This is a genomic window from Brevibacterium sp., from assembly GCF_052105255.1.
GTDB classification, from domain to species: Bacteria; Actinomycetota; Actinomycetes; order Actinomycetales; family Brevibacteriaceae; genus Brevibacterium; species Brevibacterium linens_B.
Genome location: NZ_JBQDYQ010000036.1, coordinates 1 through 18,250, shown reverse-complemented (window position 1 = coordinate 18,250; position 18,250 = coordinate 1). Strand labels below are relative to the sequence as shown.

Here is an 18,250-nt window from a genome sequence, read left to right as displayed (position 1 = left end):
TCAGCGCTCCGCAGCGTCGGTGTTGAGCTTCAACGAGATCGAGTTGATGCAGTAGCGCTGATCGGTGGGAGTGCCGTAGCCCTCGCCCGAGAAGACATGGCCCATATGCGAGTCGCAGTTCGCGCAGCGGACCTCGACGCGTTCCATGCCCAGCGAAGTGTCGCGGATGTAGCGGACCCGGTCCTCGGCCAGAGGCGCGTAGAACGACGGCCATCCGCAGTGCGAGGCGAACTTCGTGTCGGAGGGGAACAGGTCGGCTCCGCAGGCCCGACACTGGTACATCCCGGTTGCCGTCTCATCGTTGTACTCGCCGGTGAAGGGACGTTCGGTTCCGCCCTGGCGCAGCACTGCGAATTCCTCGGGAGTGAGCACGTCCTGCCAACGGATCTCCTCAGCCGCGGCCTCCTCGTTCGTCGAAGTTCCAGCGTTGATATCTGATGACTGAGTCATCGTGACCTCCGGTCTCTGTCAGTGACGGTGATTGCGGCGAGGAGGAGAAGATCTCCGCCCCTGGTGAGCGCAACAGCGAGTGACACTCGCTCAGTCGGCACAACAGCGTTTGGTGCCTGATCATTCCGTAGGCAACAATGAACACAGGAGGTTTTCATGGTCCGCGACACGAAGTTCCCCGCCCGCCTGCTTGCCGCCGGTATCGGCGTCGGCGCCGGACTCGGTGCCCTGATCTCTGTGGCGTCGTCGGGCTTGGCCGCCTACTTCGCCCGGAAGATCATCGTTCCTGAGAATGCGCCCGAAGAACTCGACATCCTGCACATCGACGGCTTTCCGCCGAATATGCGCATTCACCTGCCCGCCGATGAGGAGACCACGGTGCCCGGCACCTATGGGCTCTACTTCAATCAGGGGTCGGGGCACGCGGTGATCGGCGACATCGTCGAATACGATCCGCGCTCACGCACCGTCTCCCGGGAGATCCTGTCCGTCACCCGCGGTGATATCCGCCGGGCCTGGCGGGGACGCTGGACCGGCGTCGTCTATCCCGATCCGATCGCGGCCGGCGTGAACTTCGAGGACATCGAGATCCGCTCCGATGCCGGGAGCCTGCCCGCATGGCTGCTGCCGACCGATCATCCCGAGCCTCAGGACACCTGGGCGATCCTCATCCACGGTCGTGCGAGCACCCGCGCCGAAGGTCTGCGAGCAGCCCCTGTGCTCAACACCCTCGGTGTGCCCGCGATCGCCATGTCCTACCGCAACGACGCCGAGGTGCGGGTGGAGACCACATCGCGCTACGGACTCGGCGACACCGAATGGATCGACGTCGACGCGGCCATCGACTTCGCCGTCTCACACGGGGCGAAGAACATCGTGCTCTTCGGCTGGTCGATGGGCGGGGCCATCGCCCTGCAGGCGGCCTCCCGCGGACGCAACCGCAGATTCGTGACCTCACTGGTCCTCGACGGACCGGTCGTCGACTGGGTGAATGTGCTCGATGGGCAGGCGAAGAAGAACCTGCTGCCGACGCCGATCGCCAAACTCACGCTCGAGATGATCACGCAGCCGTGGGCACGGCCGATCACCGGACTCGAGACCCCGCTCGATCTCGATCGCATGGATTGGGTGACCCGAGCAGCCGAACTCGATGTGCCGGTTCTGCTCATCCACTCCGATGACGACGAATTCGTTCCCTCCGGCCCCTCCCACGCGCTGGCAGGTGTCAGACGGGATCTGGTCACCATGCCCTCATACGGCAAGGCCCATCACACGAAGGAATGGAACATCGACCCGGTGCGGTGGGAAGACGATGTCGCGAACTTCCTCGAAGCGAAGATCCTGCCCAAGGACTGATCACGGGGCGCGGGGAGGATCCCGCGCCTCTGTCGTATCCTCAGGCCTGCCCTGCCCTCAGGGCTCGAGAGTGAGTGTGTCCTCCGCCGCCGCGGCCACGGCCTCCTTCGAGTACGGCCACGGTCGATTGACATTGGCGGCCCAATCGTTCGTCTGATCGTCGTAATGCGGGTGGAAGGCATGCCCCGACGCGCCCGTGAGGTTGATCCAGTTCGAGGCGTCGAAGTTCGACAGATCGACCGTCTGACGCATCGACGGCACCCAGTTCGTCTCATATCCGACCGAGGCGTCCCAGCCGGTGGCATGGACGACTCCCGAACCGCCCGAGACCTCGTAGGGGCCGCGGTTGAACAGCTTCTCCACCGGTGTGATCCCGGATTCGCCGAGGCTGGCATTGCGGATCGTCAGTCGGTGCAGGATTCCCCACCGCCAGGTCACGGGCTCCGGTCCCAGCAGGTCCTCCGTCTCCGCCCACGCCGTCTTCATGGCCGTGCGAAGAGCCTCGTCCCGACCTTCGACGCCCTTGCTCGACCACCACCTGGAATCCGGGTCTTCGAGCAGTTCCGAGAGCACGAGGTACCACCGTGAACCGCCGGCGGGGGACACCCCGTCGGGCAGCTTCGAGCTGATCGTCTGCTCGAGCAGCGTCTTCGTGAGCACATTGAAGTAGGCGGCGCCCGCGCTGTTCGCGGAGTCGAAGCCGTTCCAGCTCTTCAGCAGCTTCTTCGCCTCGAGGATGTCCTCGTCACCATAGGAGTGGATCTTCACCGCTTCGGGTACGAGTTTCGCGGCGAACGGATTCTGGTCGTCGTCCTGGATCTCCGCCATGTCCATCGGCCGCAGCTTCCGGCCCTCGTCGACCGCGTCCTTGATGCGTTTCGTGATGCGGCGGGCACGATCTCCATAGTCGAAGTCCCCGCCCAGCTGCACGGTCTCGCCGGGGGCGGCGACCGGGTTGTTCGCCGTGACGATCCATCCGCGTTCGGGGTTGTACAGGTGTGGGAGGTCCTCGAAGTCGACCCAGCCCTGCCAATCCTCGTCGGATTCCCACCCGCGGCGGGGCACGGTGCCGTCGGCTGTGCCTCGGCGTGGGATCATCCCGGGGGCCTGATAGCCGATGTTCCCGGCGACATCGGCGTAGACGAGGTTCTGGGAGGGCACGTCGAACAGGGACGCCGCGTGCCGGAATTCCTGCCAGTTCGTGGCCCTGTTGATGGCGAACACCGCCGAGGCGGTCGTGCCCGGACGCAGAGCCGTCCAATCGAGGGCGAGACCATAGTGCTCCTCGGCCGGTCCCGACTTCGGGTCCTGCGAATCCGCACCGGTCGTCGCATCGAGTGCTTTGCGATACGTGCCGTCGAGCTTCGACACGAGTGGGCCGTTGCGGGTGGAGCGGATGGTGATCTCGCGCGGGTCCTCGCCCGCGACCTCGATCGTCTCCTTGCGCACCTGCAGCGGTTCGTCACCGTCGTCGTGGATGACCTTCCCGTCGCGGATCTTCTCCACCACGAGGTCGGTGACATCTGCGCCGAGGTTCGTCAGTCCCCAGGCGATCGACTGGTTGTGGCCGATGACGACTCCCGGCAGTCCGGAGAAGGAGAAACCGGTGACGTCGAAGGGGCATTCATCGGTGACCTTCTTGCATCGCAGTCCCACCTGGTACCACACCGAGGGCATCGCCGGGGCTAGGTGCGGGTCATTGGACAGCAGCGGTCGACCGGTGTTCGTGTGCTCCCCGGAGATCACCCACGAGTTCGACCCGATATCGTCGCTGTTCTGTCCCAGCATCGGCGGCAGCGATGTGAGCGTATTCCGCAGGTCGAGGAGACCATCGGTCGGGGCGGCCGCCTCGGTGTCGGTGGTCCCCGTTCGGGGAGCCTTCGTGACAGTGCCTCCGGCCTGCGCCTCATCGGCCTCCCGCGTCCGGTCGTCGGTATGGGCCTCGTCGTCGACGTCGTCGCTGCGGTCCTTCGGTGCCTTGTCGCCCGCTCTGCCGCCGAGGATCGTCGGACGCGTGGCATATGGGTAATCCGGATAGAGGTCGCTCATCTGCTCGTCGGTGAGCTCCGAGCTGAGGATCGACCGGTCGATCTCGTCTTCGAGGTTCGATCGCAGATCCCACGCCATGGCCTTGAGCCAGGCGACGCTGTCGACCGGGGTCCATTTCTCGACCTCGGTCCTGCCGGTCTCGAGGCCGAGGACGGCGTATTCGAGGGACAGCTCGGTGGGGGATTTGTCCTCGAGATAGGCGTTGACGCCGTCCGCGTAGGCCTCGTAGTAGCCCAGACTCGTCTTGTCGAGCTTCTTCACCTCCTGCTCGGCGACCTTCCGCCAGCCGAGCGTGCGGATGAAGGTGTCGGTGCCCAGCTGGGATTTGCCGAAGAGTTCGGAGAGTCGTCCCGAGGTGACGTGTCGGCGGAAGTCCATCTCCCAGAACCGGTCCTGAGCGTGGACGAACCCCTGAGCCAGGAACAGGTCGTGGGCGGTTTCGGCCTCGATGGTGGGCACACCCGATTCGTCACGGTGGACGGTGACCGGCGCGTCGAGCCCCGGCAGCGAGATCTCGCCGTCGGTGGTCGGGAAGGACCGACGGACGAGGAACAGTCCGACGAGGGCGAGGATGAGAGCGAGGACGACGACTCCGGCGATGACGCGCAGCAGCACACGAACACTGACCGACATGGTGGAACCGCTGGTTGGGCGGAGCACCTTGAGCAATGCGCTCGATTCCTTCTCATTCTGCGCATCGGGTGCCGCCATGAGTCTCCTTCGGCCGTCCTGGAAGTGTCGGTTCTCAGCAAGTATAGGTGTCAGGAGGCTCGGGTCTGTGGACCTCAGGCGGCCCGGGTCTGTGGACGAAGGTCACGAGGACGACGGAGATCATCATGAGCAGGAACCAGGCCACCAGCTTCGTCAGCGGCACCAGGTGCCAGCCGTCGTCCTGGCTCGGATACAGCCAGGCACCGGCCGCGGTCCCGATGTTCTCGGCCACCCAGATGAAGAAGGCGACGAGGAGAAAGGCCAGCAGCACGGGCATCGTCAGAGTCCTGCGATGGATATGGAAGTGCATGCGGCAGCGGAAGAAGACGATGACGGTGGCCAAGACGAGGAGCAGTCGGAGGTCGACGATCAAGTGGTGGGTGAAGAAGTTGACGTAGATGGAGGCGGCGATGATCACGGTCAGCCACCTCGGCGGGTAATGGCTGAACCGCAAGTCGAAGAGACGGTACACGCGGACGATATAGGAGCCGACGGCGGCGTACATGAACCCGGTGAACAGCGGTACTGCGCCGATGTGGAGGACCCCGCCGGGGGCGTAGTTCCATGAACCCACTGCGGTCTTGAAGATCTCCATGCCGGTGCCGACGATGTGGAAGACGATGATGACGATGAGCTCGCGACCGGTCTCGAGTCGAGCGACGAGCATGCCGATCTGGATGAGCACGGCGAGGATGACAAGGAAGTCGTTGCGGGCGATGGCCGCGTCATCGGGGTAGAGCCACGCGGTGGCGATGATCGCTAAGAGCATGAGAGCACCGAAGAGACACGCCCACGCCTGTTTGATTCCGAAGGCGAGGAACTCCCGTATTCCGGCAGGGACGCGGGGGAGAACGCGGTCGGCGAAGGCGTCGAGGACTGCCTCGAGTCGAGTGAGTTCGCGGCGATCCGCCATCTGCTGAAGCACCCACTTCCGGAAATCTGAGAATAACCTTAAGATAATCCTGCGGTCACACTGGGTGCCCGTAATTCGGCCCCATCCAGTGAGAAGAACGCTCACTTGGTCATGGACGACCTCAAGGACCATAACTGATGAAACCGTTGCCATTCCTCGCCTCGGCACTCACCGGAATTCTCCTCACTGCGACCCTATCGGGACCGGCGCTCGCCGCCACACCGGAAACACACACGAACACGCCCGGCGCTTCTGCCGCCGGCGGTACTCCCTCCGAGAGGACCGTCGATGCCCAGACCGATGAGGTCACGACTCTGCCAGTCGATTCCTCCGACGTCACGATCATCGGTGCCACGTGGGAAGGGGACGACCCCGAACTCGAAATCCGCACTCGTGACGGCAACGGCTGGTCGGCGTGGGAGAGCCTGCCGACCGATGACGGGGGAGGCCCCGACGCCGTTTCCGCAGAGGCCGCTCAGATTCCCGCTGCCTCACACCAGTCGCAGTCCGTTGCCCTTCCGGTGCTCGATTCGGACACTGTCGAGGTGCGCGCCGCAGACAAGCAGGCTGATACCGATGATCTGCAGATCACCCAGGTGTCCACTGCAGTCACCAAGGCTGACGCACAGGTCGCGAATTCCGCTGGGGGAGTGAGCACGCATTCGGCCACGGGACCGGCAGTCGACGCGCAGATCTCGGCCAAGGATCTGCGGGCCAAGATCGTCACCCGCAAACAGTGGGGTGCCGATGAGAAGCTCGTCCGCTGCGCCACGGACAAGACGTCGTCGGCCAAGGGCGTGTTCATCCACCACACCGCGGGTTCGAACTCGTACTCGAAAGCACAGGCACCGGCGATCATCCGCGGTTACCTCGCCTTCCACACGCAGAACCGCGGGTGGTGCGACCTCGGGTACAACTTCCTCGTCGACAAATACGGCACCATGTACGAGGGCCGTGCCGGCAGCCTGGACAAGGCAGTGACCGGAGCTCACGCCTCCGGGTTCAATTCATGGACCATCGGCATCAGCGTGCTCGGCACCTATTCGTCGGCGGCTCCGAGTTCGGCAGCACAGACCTCGGTCAAGCGCCTCGTCGCGTGGAAAGCAGGGCAGTACGGCTTCAACCCCACCGGGAAGATGACCTTGACCTCCGGTGGGGGCGGCACGAGCAAGTACGCTCTCGGGAAGAAGGTCAGCCTCAACGTCGTCGCCGGTCACCGGGACACGAGCTACACCGAATGCCCGGGACTCGCGTTCTACAACAAGCTCGGCAGCATCCGCACGGGAGCCAAAGCACTGGTGCCTGAGCTGACCCCGCCACCGACGAAAGCGCCCACCAAGACTCCGGCACCGAAGCCGAAGACGTACCCGACGAAGGGGGCAATCGGTTCGTACTATCAGAAGAACGCGGGAAAGACCGGCAAACCGGTCGGCTCGGAGAAGAAGCTGAAGAACCCGAACGGTGCCTACCAGTCGTTCGCCAAGGGCACCGTGTATTGGTCGAAATCAACCGGTGCGCACTTCCTCACCAAGGGCCAGATCCGTGTCGCCTACAAACGAGTGAAGTATGAGAAAGGCGTCCTCGGGTTCCCCAGCAACGATAAGCAGACCTTCAAATACCGGAAGAGCGCTCGATACCAGAGATTCCACTCCGGAATGATCACCTGGTCACCGCAGACCGGCAGCGATGTCATCTACGGCGGCTTCCTGACGAAGTGGAAGAAGATGGGCTATGAATGCAGCACTCTCGGACTGCCCACCGCTGACCGGACAGTGAAGAACGGCGTCAAACGCCAGAACTTCGAACGCGGCTATATGACCTATACGAAGAAGACCGGCATCAAGGTCCATATCCGCAGATAGCGCTGTCCTCCGTGGAGGCGGCCGGGGACCGAAGAGGGAGGAACCTGAAGAGCAAGGGACATAGACTCGCCTCATGCACATCCTCCTCTTCGGCGCCTCCGGCCACGTCGGAACCGGACTCGCCCAGCAGCTCGGTCCGCAGCACACAGTCACCGGCATCGTCCGCCGCGCTCCGGGCACGGAGACGGCATACGAACCGGTGACCGTGCCGAACTGGGTGGACGAGCCGGAGGCGGTCACCTCGGCGCTCGCCTCCAGAGACCTGCCGCCGGTCGATGCCGTCATCGCCGCCATCGGCGGCTGGTACATCGACGAACCGGTGCTCGACCGAGGTCTGGAGAAGTTCGATGCGGACTATGACTCCTACCTGCGCGGGCACTTCACGGCCTGTGCGATCTCGCAGTCCCTGGCCACCGACCGGACGAGCGGGGTCCGGGGATTCGTCCACCTGGCCCTCAACGGCGTCGCCAGCGTCGAAGCGCTGCCCGGGTCCGGGGCGATCAGCGTCTTCGGCGCCGCGCAGAAGATGCTCATCGAAGTCGCCGCGGCAGAATCGACGAGAGTGGCCTTCCGCGAACTGCGGATCATGGCTCCGATCGGCGGCGATGATCGCAATGATCTGTCCGGGGGAGTCGACACCGTCCCCCTCGCCGAGGTGGCCGATGCCCTCACCGCGATCCTTGACTCACCCGATCGCTTCGAGGTGAGCACCGAGATCGACGCGAACGCTGGGATCTCTGCCGGCTGACTGCTTCGACTCAGGCGCGGGTGTAGCGGAGGAAGACCTGGTCGTCCTCGGTGCGCACATCGATGAGGCGCAGATCGATCTCGGCCTCGAGCCCGGAGAAGTGGCTGCCGGGAGTGCGGAGATAGCGCGGACTCACGCTCAGATGCAGTTCTGCGCCCGGATAGTGCTCGAGCAGGCGGAACGCGAGATTCGGACCCGATTCGCACAGCAGCACCGCCTCGTCGGTTGGTGCCGATTCGGGGGACGGTGCCGTGCTCAGGGAGGCGGCCACCTCGGTGATGGTGTCCGGACTGAAATGCTGGGCACGATAGTCGAGACCGCGGGCATCGAGCTCGGCCTGCAGAGACGTCGGATCGGACTCGGTGAGCACATACACGGGTGTGTGCTCCAGGGTTTTGCCGGCGGCGTTGATGACAGGCAGCTGCGGATTGAGCGCGGTGCGCCGGTCGATGATGATCGCGTTCGCGCTGCGGCGCAGGGCGAGGAAGCGCCGGAAGTCAGCGTCCGTGGACACCCCGGTCGACCAGCCGTCCTCGGCTAACGAGCCGTTGATCGACTGGACGAGGGAGATGATGAGACGGCGCACGGGATCCTGCTCTCCTGCTTCTCAGGCTCTGCTATTTCTTGACTTCGGGTGTCGGCCCCATGGCGATGCGCGGATGGGCCTCGGGATCGAGGGTGCGCATGATCCACTTGAGGTCTGCCTCGTCGAGGGTCACGCAGCCGTTCGTGCCCGAATCGTGGTCGAGGTGCAGCCAGATTCCGCCGCCCTTGTCCCAACCCATCGGTCGCGTCGTGTCCGTGGGCGGGGTGCCGGGCTTGCGGTTGTAGTCGATGGCGATGATGTAGTCGAAGACCGACGCATAGTCCGCCCCATAGGCCACCGTCGCCGAGGAGGGCAGCCGATCGTCCTGGGTGTAGGGGAGGTCGGTGCCAGGGTCGGCTTTGAACCCGCCCGCGTCGCTGAGCGTGAACACTCCGATCGGGGTGGTCTTATCGCCCTCGCGGCGATCCTTCAGCCATCCTTTGGAGCCGTTGTGGGTGTCGAAGGTCTTGAGCTTCTTCCACTTCTTGTCCGTGAACTCGTAGAAGCTCAGACTCGACTTCTCCGAATCGGCTGTCGGCGAGGTCGCGACGAGGACCTGCGAGGTCTCTGCCGGGATCTGGTCGGCGAACTCCTTCGCCAGACCGGGGACAGGGACGGGGTGGACCGGACCGGTCGCCTCGGTGCCGGTCTGATCGGATGTCGTCGATGCGGAGTCGGCTCCGGTGGGGGAATCCTGGGCCGGGGCTGCGAAATCACCGAAACTCGTCTGCTGTGCCGGAGCGGCGAAATCGGCGGATTCGGCCGCCGAGGACTCGTCCGTGCCGTCGTCGGCATCGGCCCCGCAGGCGGTCACCAGCAGAGCGCAGACGAGAAGCGCGGGCACTCCCGCGCGCCGGAGGACTCCATCGGACATGAGGTCATCATCTCACGAAGCATGGGAACTCGCCGGTAGCGACTATGCGAAGATGACCTCATGAGCATTCCACCTGTGCCGAACCATCCTCCGCGCCCCGGGCGTCGGAAGCCGGCCGAGGAGTCTCCGGAGTCGATCACAACCCAGTTGTTCATCGGCGAGGATGATTCCGCGGCCGCCGACGGATCCACCCAAGCGCTGACCCCCGCAGAACTTCAGAGGCTGCGGTCGATGGTCGAATCCGATGGCACCGATGCCACCGAGGTTCTCAGCCTCGAAGAGCTGCGCGGGCTCGCCGCCGCCGAAGGATATGAGACCGGCGGGCTGCCGGCCGCGCCGCGCAAAGTGAACTCCGATGACATCGCCGCTGCTGAGGCGCCCTCGGCTCCGAAGCAGTGGAACCCGCAGCCCGCACCCCACCCCCATCAGGGACAGTGGGGCAGCGAATTCGGTGCCGCAGGTCCGGCCCCGGCGCCGCAGCCGCAGTCCGCCGGGCCGGTGCAGTCGCCGGCGGGACCCGGTCACGCTCAGTCCGGTACCGGTCGACCCGGTGGACCTGGCCACGGGCAGGCCGGCCGCGGTCTCGCGTACGCCGCCGCCCCCGCAGGCTATGCCGCCGGCTATGGGCCGGGCGGACCTGCCGGTTCCGGGGGGCCCGGGGGACCTGGCGGGCCCGGCGGGCCTGGTGGGATTGGGGGTCCGGGATATCCGGGCGGCCCGCACGATCCCTATGGTCGGCGCGGAGACACGAAGAAGGTCCCCGCGTGGCTCTGGGTGCTAGCGGCCATCGCGCTCATCCTCGCCCTCGGCATCGTCGGCTATATCGTCTGGGACTCCACTCAGGGGGAGGACACCACCACGGTCGGGCCCACGGACGAACCCTCGATCGGTCAGACCGATGATCCCGAGCCGTCCGATTCCGGCAGCTCGACGGCTCCCGTCGCCGAGGAGAGCTTCGCCTCTCCGTCGGGCAACATCGCCTGCACCATCGACTCCGAACGGGCGCGTTGCGTGATCAAGGACTACGATTTCTCACCACCGGAGAAGCCCGACGACTGCCGACTCGACGATTGGGGCTCCATCGTCGTGGCGAACAGGGACGGCGCGGGATTCTCCTGCCTCGACGCTCCCGAGAGCAACGGCCCGGCACGCGTCCTCGGCTACGGGGACTCGATCTCCGCTGAGGGAATGACCTGCACCTCCAGCAGGGAGGGCATGACCTGCAAGTCCGACGACACCGGAGTCGGCTTCAACGTCCGCCGCGCCTCGGTCGACTTCCTCAAATAGGGCGGCCTGAGACAGGGCGGCGGAGGATCGGGCGGTGTCGCCTCGGCGTTCTCAGGATGTGGACCGGATTCGGACGCACCGAGGGAGGGGGACTACGGTGGCGGTGTGGCTCACAGGATCCTCCTCCTTCCTTGCCGCGACGAGTCCTGAACGGACAGCACGCTCGTCGCGGAGTCCTCGTATGCTGGTCAAGCGCTGAGAAACTGAAGTTAGAGGAACTATGAAACTGCAGAAGCCAACTCCGATGCCGTTCGGCAAGTACAAGTCGTTCCAGGACCGCATCGCGCTGGATATGCGCGATCGCACCTGGCCGGATCAGATCATCAGCAAGGCGCCACGCTGGCTGAGCACCGACCTGCGCGACGGCAATCAGGCGCTTATCGACCCGATGACGCCCGACCGCAAACGCAAGATGTTCGATCTGCTCGTGCGGCTCGGGTTCAAGGAGATCGAGGTCGGATTCCCCGCGGCCAGCCAGGTCGACTTCGACTTCGTCCGCGAGATCATCGAACAGGATGCGATCCCCGATGACGTCCGCATCTCCGTGCTCACGCAGGCTCGAGAGGACCTCATCGAACGCACCGTCGAATCCCTCGTCGGCGCGAAGATGCCCACCGTGCACCTCTACAACGCGACGGCTCCGGTCTTCCGCAAAGTCGTCTTCGGTTTCGACGGTGACGGCTTCGATCAGACCCGCGATATCGCTCTGCAGGGCACTCAGGCCGTGATGAAGCACGCCGAGACGCTGCTGTCCGATGCGGACTTCGGCTACCAGTACTCGCCGGAGATCTTCGTCGACACCGAACCCGAGTTCGCCCTCGACATCGTCGGCAGCGTCCTCGACATGTGGCAGCCCGCCGATGGTCGCGAAACCGTCGTCAACCTGCCTGCCACCGTCGAACGCGGAACCCCGAACACGTATGCGGACCAGATCGAATGGTTCTGCCGCAATATGCCCTATCGCGACGAGGTGGCCGTGTCCCTCCACCCGCACAACGACCGGGGCACCGGCGTGGCCGCGGCGGAGATGGGGATGATGGCCGGCGCCGACCGGATCGAAGGCTGCCTGTTCGGCAACGGTGAGCGCACCGGAAACCTCGACCTCGTCACCGTCGCCCTCAACCTGTACACCCAGGGCATCGATCCGGAGCTCGACTTCTCCGACATCGACGAAGTCATCCACACCGTCACCGAATGCAACCAGATCGGCGTCCACGAACGCCACCCCTACGGCGGCGACCTCGTCTTCACCTCGTTCTCGGGCTCGCACCAGGACGCGATCAACAAGGCCTTCGCCGATCGAGAGAAGAAAGCGAACGCTCAGGGCACCCCGGTCGACCTCATGGAATGGGACATGCCCTACCTGCCGGTCGACCCGAAGGACCTGGGCCGCAGCTACGAGGCGATCATCCGAGTGAACTCGCAGTCCGGCAAGGGTGGAGTGACCTACCTGCTCAAGAGCGAGCACGGACTCGACCTGCCGCGTCGCATGCAGGTCGAATTCTCCCGCGCCGTGCAGCAGCACACCGAGGCCGGCGGTGAGGTCACCGCCGAGGAGATCCGCCGCATCTTCAACTACGAATACCTGCCCGCCGACGACCCCGAGAAGGCGTGGGGCCGCTTCCAGATCGTCGGTCTGCGCACTGAGTCGGGCAACGTCGACGCTGCCGGCTCGTCGGCCGAGCGCATCGAGGTCGACCTCATCGTCGATGGTCAGGAACGCACCTACGAAGGACGCGGCAACGGACCGATCGACGCGCTCGTGAAGATCCTCATCGACCAGTTCGACGTCGACGTCCGTCTCCAGGACTACTCCGAGCACGCCATCGGCTCCGGCGCCGACACCAACGCCGCTGCCTATGTCGAACTCGCCGTCGAAGACCGCGTCGTGTGGGGCGCCGGACTGCACCCGAACATCACGAAGGCCTCGCTCAAGGCCGTCGTCTCGGCCGTCAACCGGGCCGCCCGTGACCGTGACCGGGACCGTCAGGCCTGAGCACCATCGCCTCGGAGGCCGATCTCACAGCAGTCGCCTAAGCGCGGCGGGATGATTCCCCGCCGCGCTTGGGCGATAATGGGCCAGTGCACAATTATCGTGATGAAGGCATCGTGCTCGGCGGGCACAAGCTCGGCGAAGCCGACCGCATCGTCACCGTGCTCACTCGCAGCCACGGCCTCATCCGCGCGGTCGCGAAGGGTGTGCGACGGACGAAATCGCGGTTCGGCTCCCGCCTCGAACCCTTTATGCTCGTCGATCTGCAATGCCATGTCGGTCGCAGCCTCGACATCGTCACCCAGGTCGAACTCATCGAACCCTTCGCCCGCGGAATCGCCACAGACTTCGATGTCTATTCGGCCGCCTCGGTGATGGCCGAGACGGCACGCAGCATCACCGAAGCCGAACCCCAGTCGCGCACGCATTTCCTCCTCCTCGTGTCCGCGATCCGCTCGCTGTGCAATCGCGAACACCCGCCGAGGCTGTCGCTGGACGCGTACCTGCTGCGCGCGATGTCCGTGGCCGGGTGGGCACCGAGCCTGCTCGACTGCGCCCAGTGCGGGAGCCCCGGGCCTCACCGGGCGTTCTCCGCAGCACTGGGCGGGGCCGTGTGCACGAACTGTCGTCCCTCGGGGGCGGCGCTGCCTGACACTGATGCACTCGAACATATGGCTGCGCTTCTGTCCGGAGACTGGGAGCGGGCCGAGGCCTCAGACCTGCACGATCAGATCGACGGGTCGAAGCTGGTCTCGGACTGGGTGTCGTGGCACCTCGAGCGCAATATCCGATCCCTGAGAGTTCTGGAGAGCACATGAGCTACCCCGCACCACCGGCCCACCCCAGCGGAGTGACACCCCCGCGAATCGACGCGAAGTTCGTCCCCAGGCACGTCGCGATCGTCATGGACGGCAATGGTCGGTGGGCGAATCAGCGGGGGCTGCCGCGCACGGAAGGGCACAAGGCCGGTGAGGCGTCGCTGCTCGACGTCATCCACGGCGCGATCGAGATCGGCGTGGACTTTCTGTCGGCGTATGCGTTCTCGACCGAGAACTGGAAGCGCTCACCCGAAGAGGTGCGATTCCTCATGGGCTTCAATCGCGACGTCATCCGTCGCCGACGCGACGAGCTCAACGCACTCGGCGTGCGCATCGTGTGGTCCGGGCGGCGCGGTCGCCTCTGGCGTTCGGTCATCGACGAGCTCGAGACCGCCGCCGAGATGACGAAGCACAACACGGGCCTGGTGCTCCAGTTCTGCGTCAACTACGGCGGACGGTCCGAGATCGTCGACGCGATCAATGAGATCACCGCCGACGTCGCCGCCGGGAAGCTCAAGCCCGGCAAGGTCTCGGAGAAGACCGTCCGCTCCCGCCTCTACGCTCCCCTCGTGCCCGACGTCGACCTGTTCATGCGGTCATCGGGGGAGCAGCGGACCTCGAACTTCCTGCTCTGGCAGTCCGCCTATGCCGAAATGGTCTTCCAGGACGTGCTGTGGCCCGATGTCGACCGGCGCACCCTGTGGGCGGCGATCGAGGAGTACGCCCGCCGCGACCGTCGCTTCGGCGGCGCTGTCGACACGCCTTCGGCCTGACGCGAAGGCCCGGTCTGTCACGATGGCCCAGGGCCGCCGAAACGTCGTACGGGTACGACAACGGCCCGGCAGCGTCACCGATGCGGGGCCGTTGTCATGATCTCACTGCTGCGCCGGCACCTCGGTCGAGTGCGTCAGAGCGACGACCGCTGATCAGTAGCGGTCGCGAGGACGGTCGCCCCGCCCGCCGAACTTCTTGCCGCCTCGGCGATCACCGCGGAAGTTGCGGCCGTCACCGGGCTGCTTGTCGAAGTTGCGCTTCTTGAACGGGCGTCCCGGGCGACCGGAATCCGGACGGATGTCGATGGGCCGGCCCTGGATCTCGGTGTGCGAGAGCTTGCGCAGCACCGACGGATCGAGGTCCTTGGGCAGGTCGACGAGCGTATGGTTCGAACGGATGTCGATATGGCCGATCTGCTTCGAGGTGATTCCGCCTTCGTTCGCGATCGCTCCGACCACGGCACCCGGCTGGAGGCGTTCGTTGCGGCCCAGGGCCAGACGGTAGGTCGTCATGTTCTCATCGCGGGCGCGTCCGCCGCGGCCCGGACGGCCGCCGTCACGACCACCATCGCGGTCGCGGTCACGGCCCTGACGGCGCGCCGGCTCGGGCATCGGCTCGGCCTTGAGCGTATTCGACTCGAGGACGAGGGAGGCGAGAGCGGCTGCGATGTTCGAGGCCGGCACGTCGCGGGAGAGCGAGTACGCCTCGATGACCTCGGTGAGTTCGGACAGTTCGGTGGTAGCGAGCACATCGTCGATGCGCTTCGTGAACTTCTCGACGCGAGTGTTCGTCAGCTCCTCGACGCTGGGAAGGGTCAGCGGTTCGACCTTCTGCTTCGTGGCGCGTTCGATCGAGCCGAGCATGCGCTGTTCCCGCGGGGTGACGAAGAGGATCGCCTCACCGGAACGTCCGGCACGGCCGGTGCGACCGATGCGGTGGACGTAGGACTCGGTGTCGTGCGGGATGTCGTAGTTGACGACCAAGGTGATGCGTTCGACGTCGAGTCCGCGGGCGGCCACGTCGGTGGCGACGAGGATGTCGATCTTGCCTTCGCGCAGCATGTCGATCGTGCGCTCACGTGCCTGCTGGGGGATGTCGCCGTTGATCGCGGCGGTCTTGAACCCGCGGGCGCGCAGCTTCTCGGCCAGCTCCTCGGTGGCCTGCTTCGTGCGCACGAACATGATGATGCCCTCGTACTCCTCGACCTCGAGGATGCGGGTCAGAGCGTCGAGCTTGTGCGAATGCTGGACCATGAAGTAGCGCTGGCGGATATTCGCGCCGGTCTGCGACTTCGCGGCGACCCGAACTTCCTGCGGGTCGTCCAGGTACTTGCCGGTGATCCGGTGGATCGAGGTCGGCATGGTGGCCGAGAACAGAGCGACCTGACGGTCCTCACCGACCTGGCTGAAGATCTCTTCGATGTCTTCGGCGAAGCCCATCTTGAGCATCTCGTCGGCCTCGTCGAGGATGAGGTGACGCAGGCTGCCGAGCTTGAGCGAACCCTTCTTCAGGTGGTCGATGACACGACCGGGAGTGCCGACGACGACCTGCGCACCGCGGCGCAGACCCGCCAGCTGCGGGCCGTAGGCCTGACCGCCGTAGATCGGGAGCACGGAGAAGTCGGGCAGCTGAGTGGCATAGGAGGTGAACGCCTCGGCGACCTGGATCGCGAGTTCGCGAGTGGGGGTGAGGACGAGAGCGAACGGGCCGTCCTCGGCGCGCCCCGCCTCGGCGAGGTCGGACAGGGCCGGCAGGGCGAAGGCCGCGGTCTTGCCGGTTCCGGTCTGGGCGAGACCGATGACGTCGCGGCCCGACAGGAGGGTCGGGATGGTCTCGGCCTGGATGGGGGTGGGGATCTCGTAGCCCTGCGCCTCTACGGCCTTGAGCACGAGCGGGTGGAGTCCCAGTTCGGAGAATCTCGGAGTGGTTTCGTCGGTTGCGGACACATCGGTCATGAGTGATCTCTCTCACGTCGGCACACACTTGATCGCAGATGACTGTAGTGGCGATCTACCCTGCGGCCGCTTGTGCAATCATCGTGAGCAATCCGGGCCGAAACCGTAGTGATCCAAGAACGCGCTTGGACAGACGTGAAGACGTCGGTACGGAGAAAGGTTTGGGTGTACCCCGAGTCTACATGCCGTGCCCTCGCCGAGTCGGCTCCGAAATGGGAAACCGAGTGTGAGATCAGTCGCCTCCCATGGTGTCCATCGCGGTGCCTTTCCGTCGTCGAGGGCGGGCGTCCGGGCAGGTCGGGCCGGTGTTGAGGACACGGGCACGTGACCGGTTAGGCTGGTACCTGCGAGCCACGGCAGCCGGCCGTCGGCGAACTGAAACAAGGAGAGAACTAGTGGCACAGTCCAAGTTGGATGCCGTCATCGCCCTGGCCAAGCGCAGAGGATTCGTCTTCCAAGCAGGAGAGATCTACGGCGGTTCCCGCTCGGCATGGGACTACGGGCCCTTGGGCGTAGAGCTCAAGGACAATATCAAGGCCCAGTGGTGGCAGCAGTTCGTGCGCGGTCGCGAAGACGTCGTCGGCCTCGATTCCTCCATCATTCTGCCCAAGCGGGTCTGGGAAGCCTCCGGCCACGTCGCCACCTTCGTCGATCCTCTCGTCGAGTGCCTCAACTGCCACAAGCGCCACCGCGAGGATCACCTCGTCGAGGCGTATGAGGCGAAGAACAAGAAAGCCCCGGAGAACGGAATGGCTGATATCGTCTGCCCCGACTGCGGCACCCGTGGTCAGTGGACCGAACCGCAGGAGTTCTCCGGTCTGGTCAAGACTTTCCTGGGCCCCGTCGACTCCGAAGCCGGACTCCACTACCTGCGTCCGGAGACTGCGCAGGGCATCTTCGTCAACTTCAACAATGTGCTCACCGCTGCCCGGAAGAAGCCGCCGTTCGGCATCGGTCAGATCGGCAAGGCCTTCCGCAACGAAATCACTCCCGGCAACTTCATCTTCCGCACCCGCGAGTTCGAGCAGATGGAGATCGAGTACTTCGTCCACCCGGACGAGGCCGACGACTACTACAAGCAGTGGGTCGAAGACTGCTGGTCCTGGTTCCTCGACCTCGGCATCTCTGCCGACAACGTCCGCCGCCTCGACGTTCCCGCCGAGGACCGTGCGCACTACTCGGCCGGCACCATCGACATCGAATACCGCTTCGGCTTCCAAGGATCCGAGTGGGGCGAGCTGATGGGTGTGGCCAACCGCACCGACTACGACCTCGGCACTCACACCGAGGTCTCGGGAGCGAAGCTGCAGTACTTCGACCAGGCCAGCGGCGACCGCTACACCCCGTATGTCATCGAGCCCTCCTTCGGCCTGACCCGGTCGATGATGGCATTCCTCGTCGAGGCCTACAGTGAGGACGAGGCGCCGAACACGAAGGGCGGAGTCGACAAGCGCGTCGTACTGGGGCTCGATCCGCGACTGGCTCCGGTCAAGGCCGCGGTGCTGCCGTTGAGCCGCAACGAGAAGCTCACCCCTGCGGCCAAGGATCTGGCTGCCCGCCTGCGTCGACGCTGGAACATCGACTTCGACGATGCCGGCGCCATCGGACGCCGCTACCGTCGTCAGGACGAGATCGGCACCCCGCTGTGCATCACCGTCGACTTCGACACCCTCGATGATCAGGCCGTGACGGTCCGCAAGCGTGACGACATGAGCCAGGAACGCGTGAGCATCGACCAGGTGGAGAAGTACCTGGCCGACCACCTCGCCGGCGCCTGACCCCAATTACTACCTGACGGCGGCCCAGCAACCTCGCGCCAGGTTGCTGGGCCGCCGTCAGGTGGTTCTGCTCACAGCTGGCCGCCACGGCGAGCA

Annotated in this window: 14 protein-coding genes; 8 read left to right on the top strand and 6 right to left on the bottom strand. The window is 65.2% G+C overall.

What is annotated here, in order from left to right; translation table 11 throughout:
* Positions 1-450, bottom strand: a complete 450-nt coding sequence (msrB, locus tag ACTIIH_RS10810) for a peptide-methionine (R)-S-oxide reductase MsrB (protein ID WP_441451725.1) — start codon at positions 448-450, stop codon at positions 1-3.
* 156 nt (positions 451-606) lie between these two features.
* Between msrB and ACTIIH_RS10805 the strand changes: the two genes are divergently transcribed.
* Positions 607-1,806: an alpha/beta hydrolase family protein gene (locus tag ACTIIH_RS10805; RefSeq protein ID WP_441091639.1), complete on the top strand. Its 1,200-nt coding sequence runs from the start codon at positions 607-609 to the stop codon at positions 1,804-1,806.
* Between the two features lie 57 nt (positions 1,807-1,863).
* On the opposite strand, the gene ACTIIH_RS10800 is transcribed toward ACTIIH_RS10805, so the two are convergent.
* Positions 1,864-4,566, bottom strand: coding sequence for a penicillin acylase family protein (locus tag ACTIIH_RS10800; RefSeq protein WP_441451724.1), 2,703 nt, complete (start codon positions 4,564-4,566; stop codon positions 1,864-1,866).
* 34 nt (positions 4,567-4,600) lie between these two features.
* Positions 4,601-5,479: a DUF817 domain-containing protein gene (locus ACTIIH_RS10795; RefSeq protein ID WP_441451735.1), complete on the bottom strand. Its 879-nt coding sequence runs from the start codon at positions 5,477-5,479 to the stop codon at positions 4,601-4,603.
* A gap of 137 nt (positions 5,480-5,616) precedes the next feature.
* Between ACTIIH_RS10795 and ACTIIH_RS10790 the strand changes: the two genes are divergently transcribed.
* A complete protein-coding gene (locus tag ACTIIH_RS10790; protein WP_441451723.1) occupies positions 5,617-7,341 on the top strand; it encodes an N-acetylmuramoyl-L-alanine amidase in 1,725 nt (574 codons plus the stop codon).
* Positions 7,342-7,414: 73 nt separating this feature from the next.
* Positions 7,415-8,089 carry an NAD(P)-dependent oxidoreductase gene (locus ACTIIH_RS10785; RefSeq protein ID WP_441091636.1) on the top strand — a complete coding sequence of 225 codons (675 nt, stop codon included), beginning with the start codon at positions 7,415-7,417 and terminating at the stop codon, positions 8,087-8,089.
* A gap of 10 nt (positions 8,090-8,099) precedes the next feature.
* On the opposite strand, the gene ACTIIH_RS10780 is transcribed toward ACTIIH_RS10785, so the two are convergent.
* Together ACTIIH_RS10780 and ACTIIH_RS10775 are read right to left on the bottom strand one after the other, a co-directional pair.
* Positions 8,100-8,675 (bottom strand): hypothetical protein, encoded by a 576-nt coding sequence (locus ACTIIH_RS10780; RefSeq protein ID WP_441451722.1) that lies wholly within the window; start codon positions 8,673-8,675, stop codon positions 8,100-8,102.
* Positions 8,676-8,706: 31 nt separating this feature from the next.
* The gene (locus ACTIIH_RS10775) at positions 8,707-9,549 is read right to left on the bottom strand and encodes a L,D-transpeptidase family protein (protein WP_441091634.1); all 843 of its coding nucleotides are present in this window, start codon (positions 9,547-9,549) and stop codon (positions 8,707-8,709) included.
* Between the two features lie 60 nt (positions 9,550-9,609).
* Here ACTIIH_RS10775 and ACTIIH_RS10770 point away from each other — a divergent pair, with 60 nt between their 5' ends.
* The 4 genes from ACTIIH_RS10770 to ACTIIH_RS10755 all read left to right on the top strand — a co-directional run bounded on the left by ACTIIH_RS10770 (position 9,610) and on the right by ACTIIH_RS10755 (position 14,420).
* The gene (locus tag ACTIIH_RS10770; RefSeq protein WP_441451721.1) at positions 9,610-10,836 is read left to right on the top strand and encodes a DUF6636 domain-containing protein; all 1,227 of its coding nucleotides are present in this window, start codon (positions 9,610-9,612) and stop codon (positions 10,834-10,836) included.
* Between the two features lie 220 nt (positions 10,837-11,056).
* Positions 11,057-12,832 carry a 2-isopropylmalate synthase gene (gene leuA, locus ACTIIH_RS10765; protein ID WP_101553407.1) on the top strand — a complete coding sequence of 592 codons (1,776 nt, stop codon included), beginning with the start codon at positions 11,057-11,059 and terminating at the stop codon, positions 12,830-12,832.
* An 86-nt stretch (positions 12,833-12,918) separates the two neighbouring features.
* Positions 12,919-13,647, top strand: a complete 729-nt coding sequence (gene recO, locus ACTIIH_RS10760) for a DNA repair protein RecO (protein ID WP_441451720.1) — start codon at positions 12,919-12,921, stop codon at positions 13,645-13,647.
* On the top strand, positions 13,644-14,420 hold the full coding sequence (locus ACTIIH_RS10755) for an isoprenyl transferase (protein ID WP_441091631.1): 777 nt from the start codon (positions 13,644-13,646) through the stop codon (positions 14,418-14,420). Before recO ends, ACTIIH_RS10755 begins: the two co-directional genes overlap by 4 nt.
* Before the next feature lie 153 nt (positions 14,421-14,573).
* On the opposite strand, the gene ACTIIH_RS10750 is transcribed toward ACTIIH_RS10755, so the two are convergent.
* A complete protein-coding gene (locus ACTIIH_RS10750) occupies positions 14,574-16,376 on the bottom strand; it encodes a DEAD/DEAH box helicase (protein WP_441091630.1) in 1,803 nt (600 codons plus the stop codon).
* 395 nt (positions 16,377-16,771) lie between these two features.
* On the opposite strand from ACTIIH_RS10750, the gene ACTIIH_RS10745 reads away from it, so the two are divergent.
* A complete protein-coding gene (locus tag ACTIIH_RS10745; RefSeq protein ID WP_441451719.1) occupies positions 16,772-18,154 on the top strand; it encodes a glycine--tRNA ligase in 1,383 nt (460 codons plus the stop codon).
* Positions 18,155-18,250: the final 96 nt, after the last annotated feature.

Coding starts and splice junctions, on each gene's coding strand:
- msrB (WP_441451725.1), bottom strand. CDS start 450: ATGACTCAGTCATCAGATATCAACGCTGGAACTTCGACGAACGAGGAG.
- ACTIIH_RS10805 (WP_441091639.1), top strand. CDS start 607: ATGGTCCGCGACACGAAGTTCCCCGCCCGCCTGCTTGCCGCCGGTATC.
- ACTIIH_RS10800 (WP_441451724.1), bottom strand. CDS start 4,566: ATGGCGGCACCCGATGCGCAGAATGAGAAGGAATCGAGCGCATTGCTC.
- ACTIIH_RS10795 (WP_441451735.1), bottom strand. CDS start 5,479: ATGGCGGATCGCCGCGAACTCACTCGACTCGAGGCAGTCCTCGACGCC.
- ACTIIH_RS10790 (WP_441451723.1), top strand. CDS start 5,617: ATGAAACCGTTGCCATTCCTCGCCTCGGCACTCACCGGAATTCTCCTC.
- ACTIIH_RS10785 (WP_441091636.1), top strand. CDS start 7,415: ATGCACATCCTCCTCTTCGGCGCCTCCGGCCACGTCGGAACCGGACTC.
- ACTIIH_RS10775 (WP_441091634.1), bottom strand. CDS start 9,549: ATGTCCGATGGAGTCCTCCGGCGCGCGGGAGTGCCCGCGCTTCTCGTC.
- ACTIIH_RS10770 (WP_441451721.1), top strand. CDS start 9,610: ATGAGCATTCCACCTGTGCCGAACCATCCTCCGCGCCCCGGGCGTCGG.
- leuA (WP_101553407.1), top strand. CDS start 11,057: ATGAAACTGCAGAAGCCAACTCCGATGCCGTTCGGCAAGTACAAGTCG.
- ACTIIH_RS10755 (WP_441091631.1), top strand. CDS start 13,644: ATGAGCTACCCCGCACCACCGGCCCACCCCAGCGGAGTGACACCCCCG.
- ACTIIH_RS10750 (WP_441091630.1), bottom strand. CDS start 16,376: ATGACCGATGTGTCCGCAACCGACGAAACCACTCCGAGATTCTCCGAA.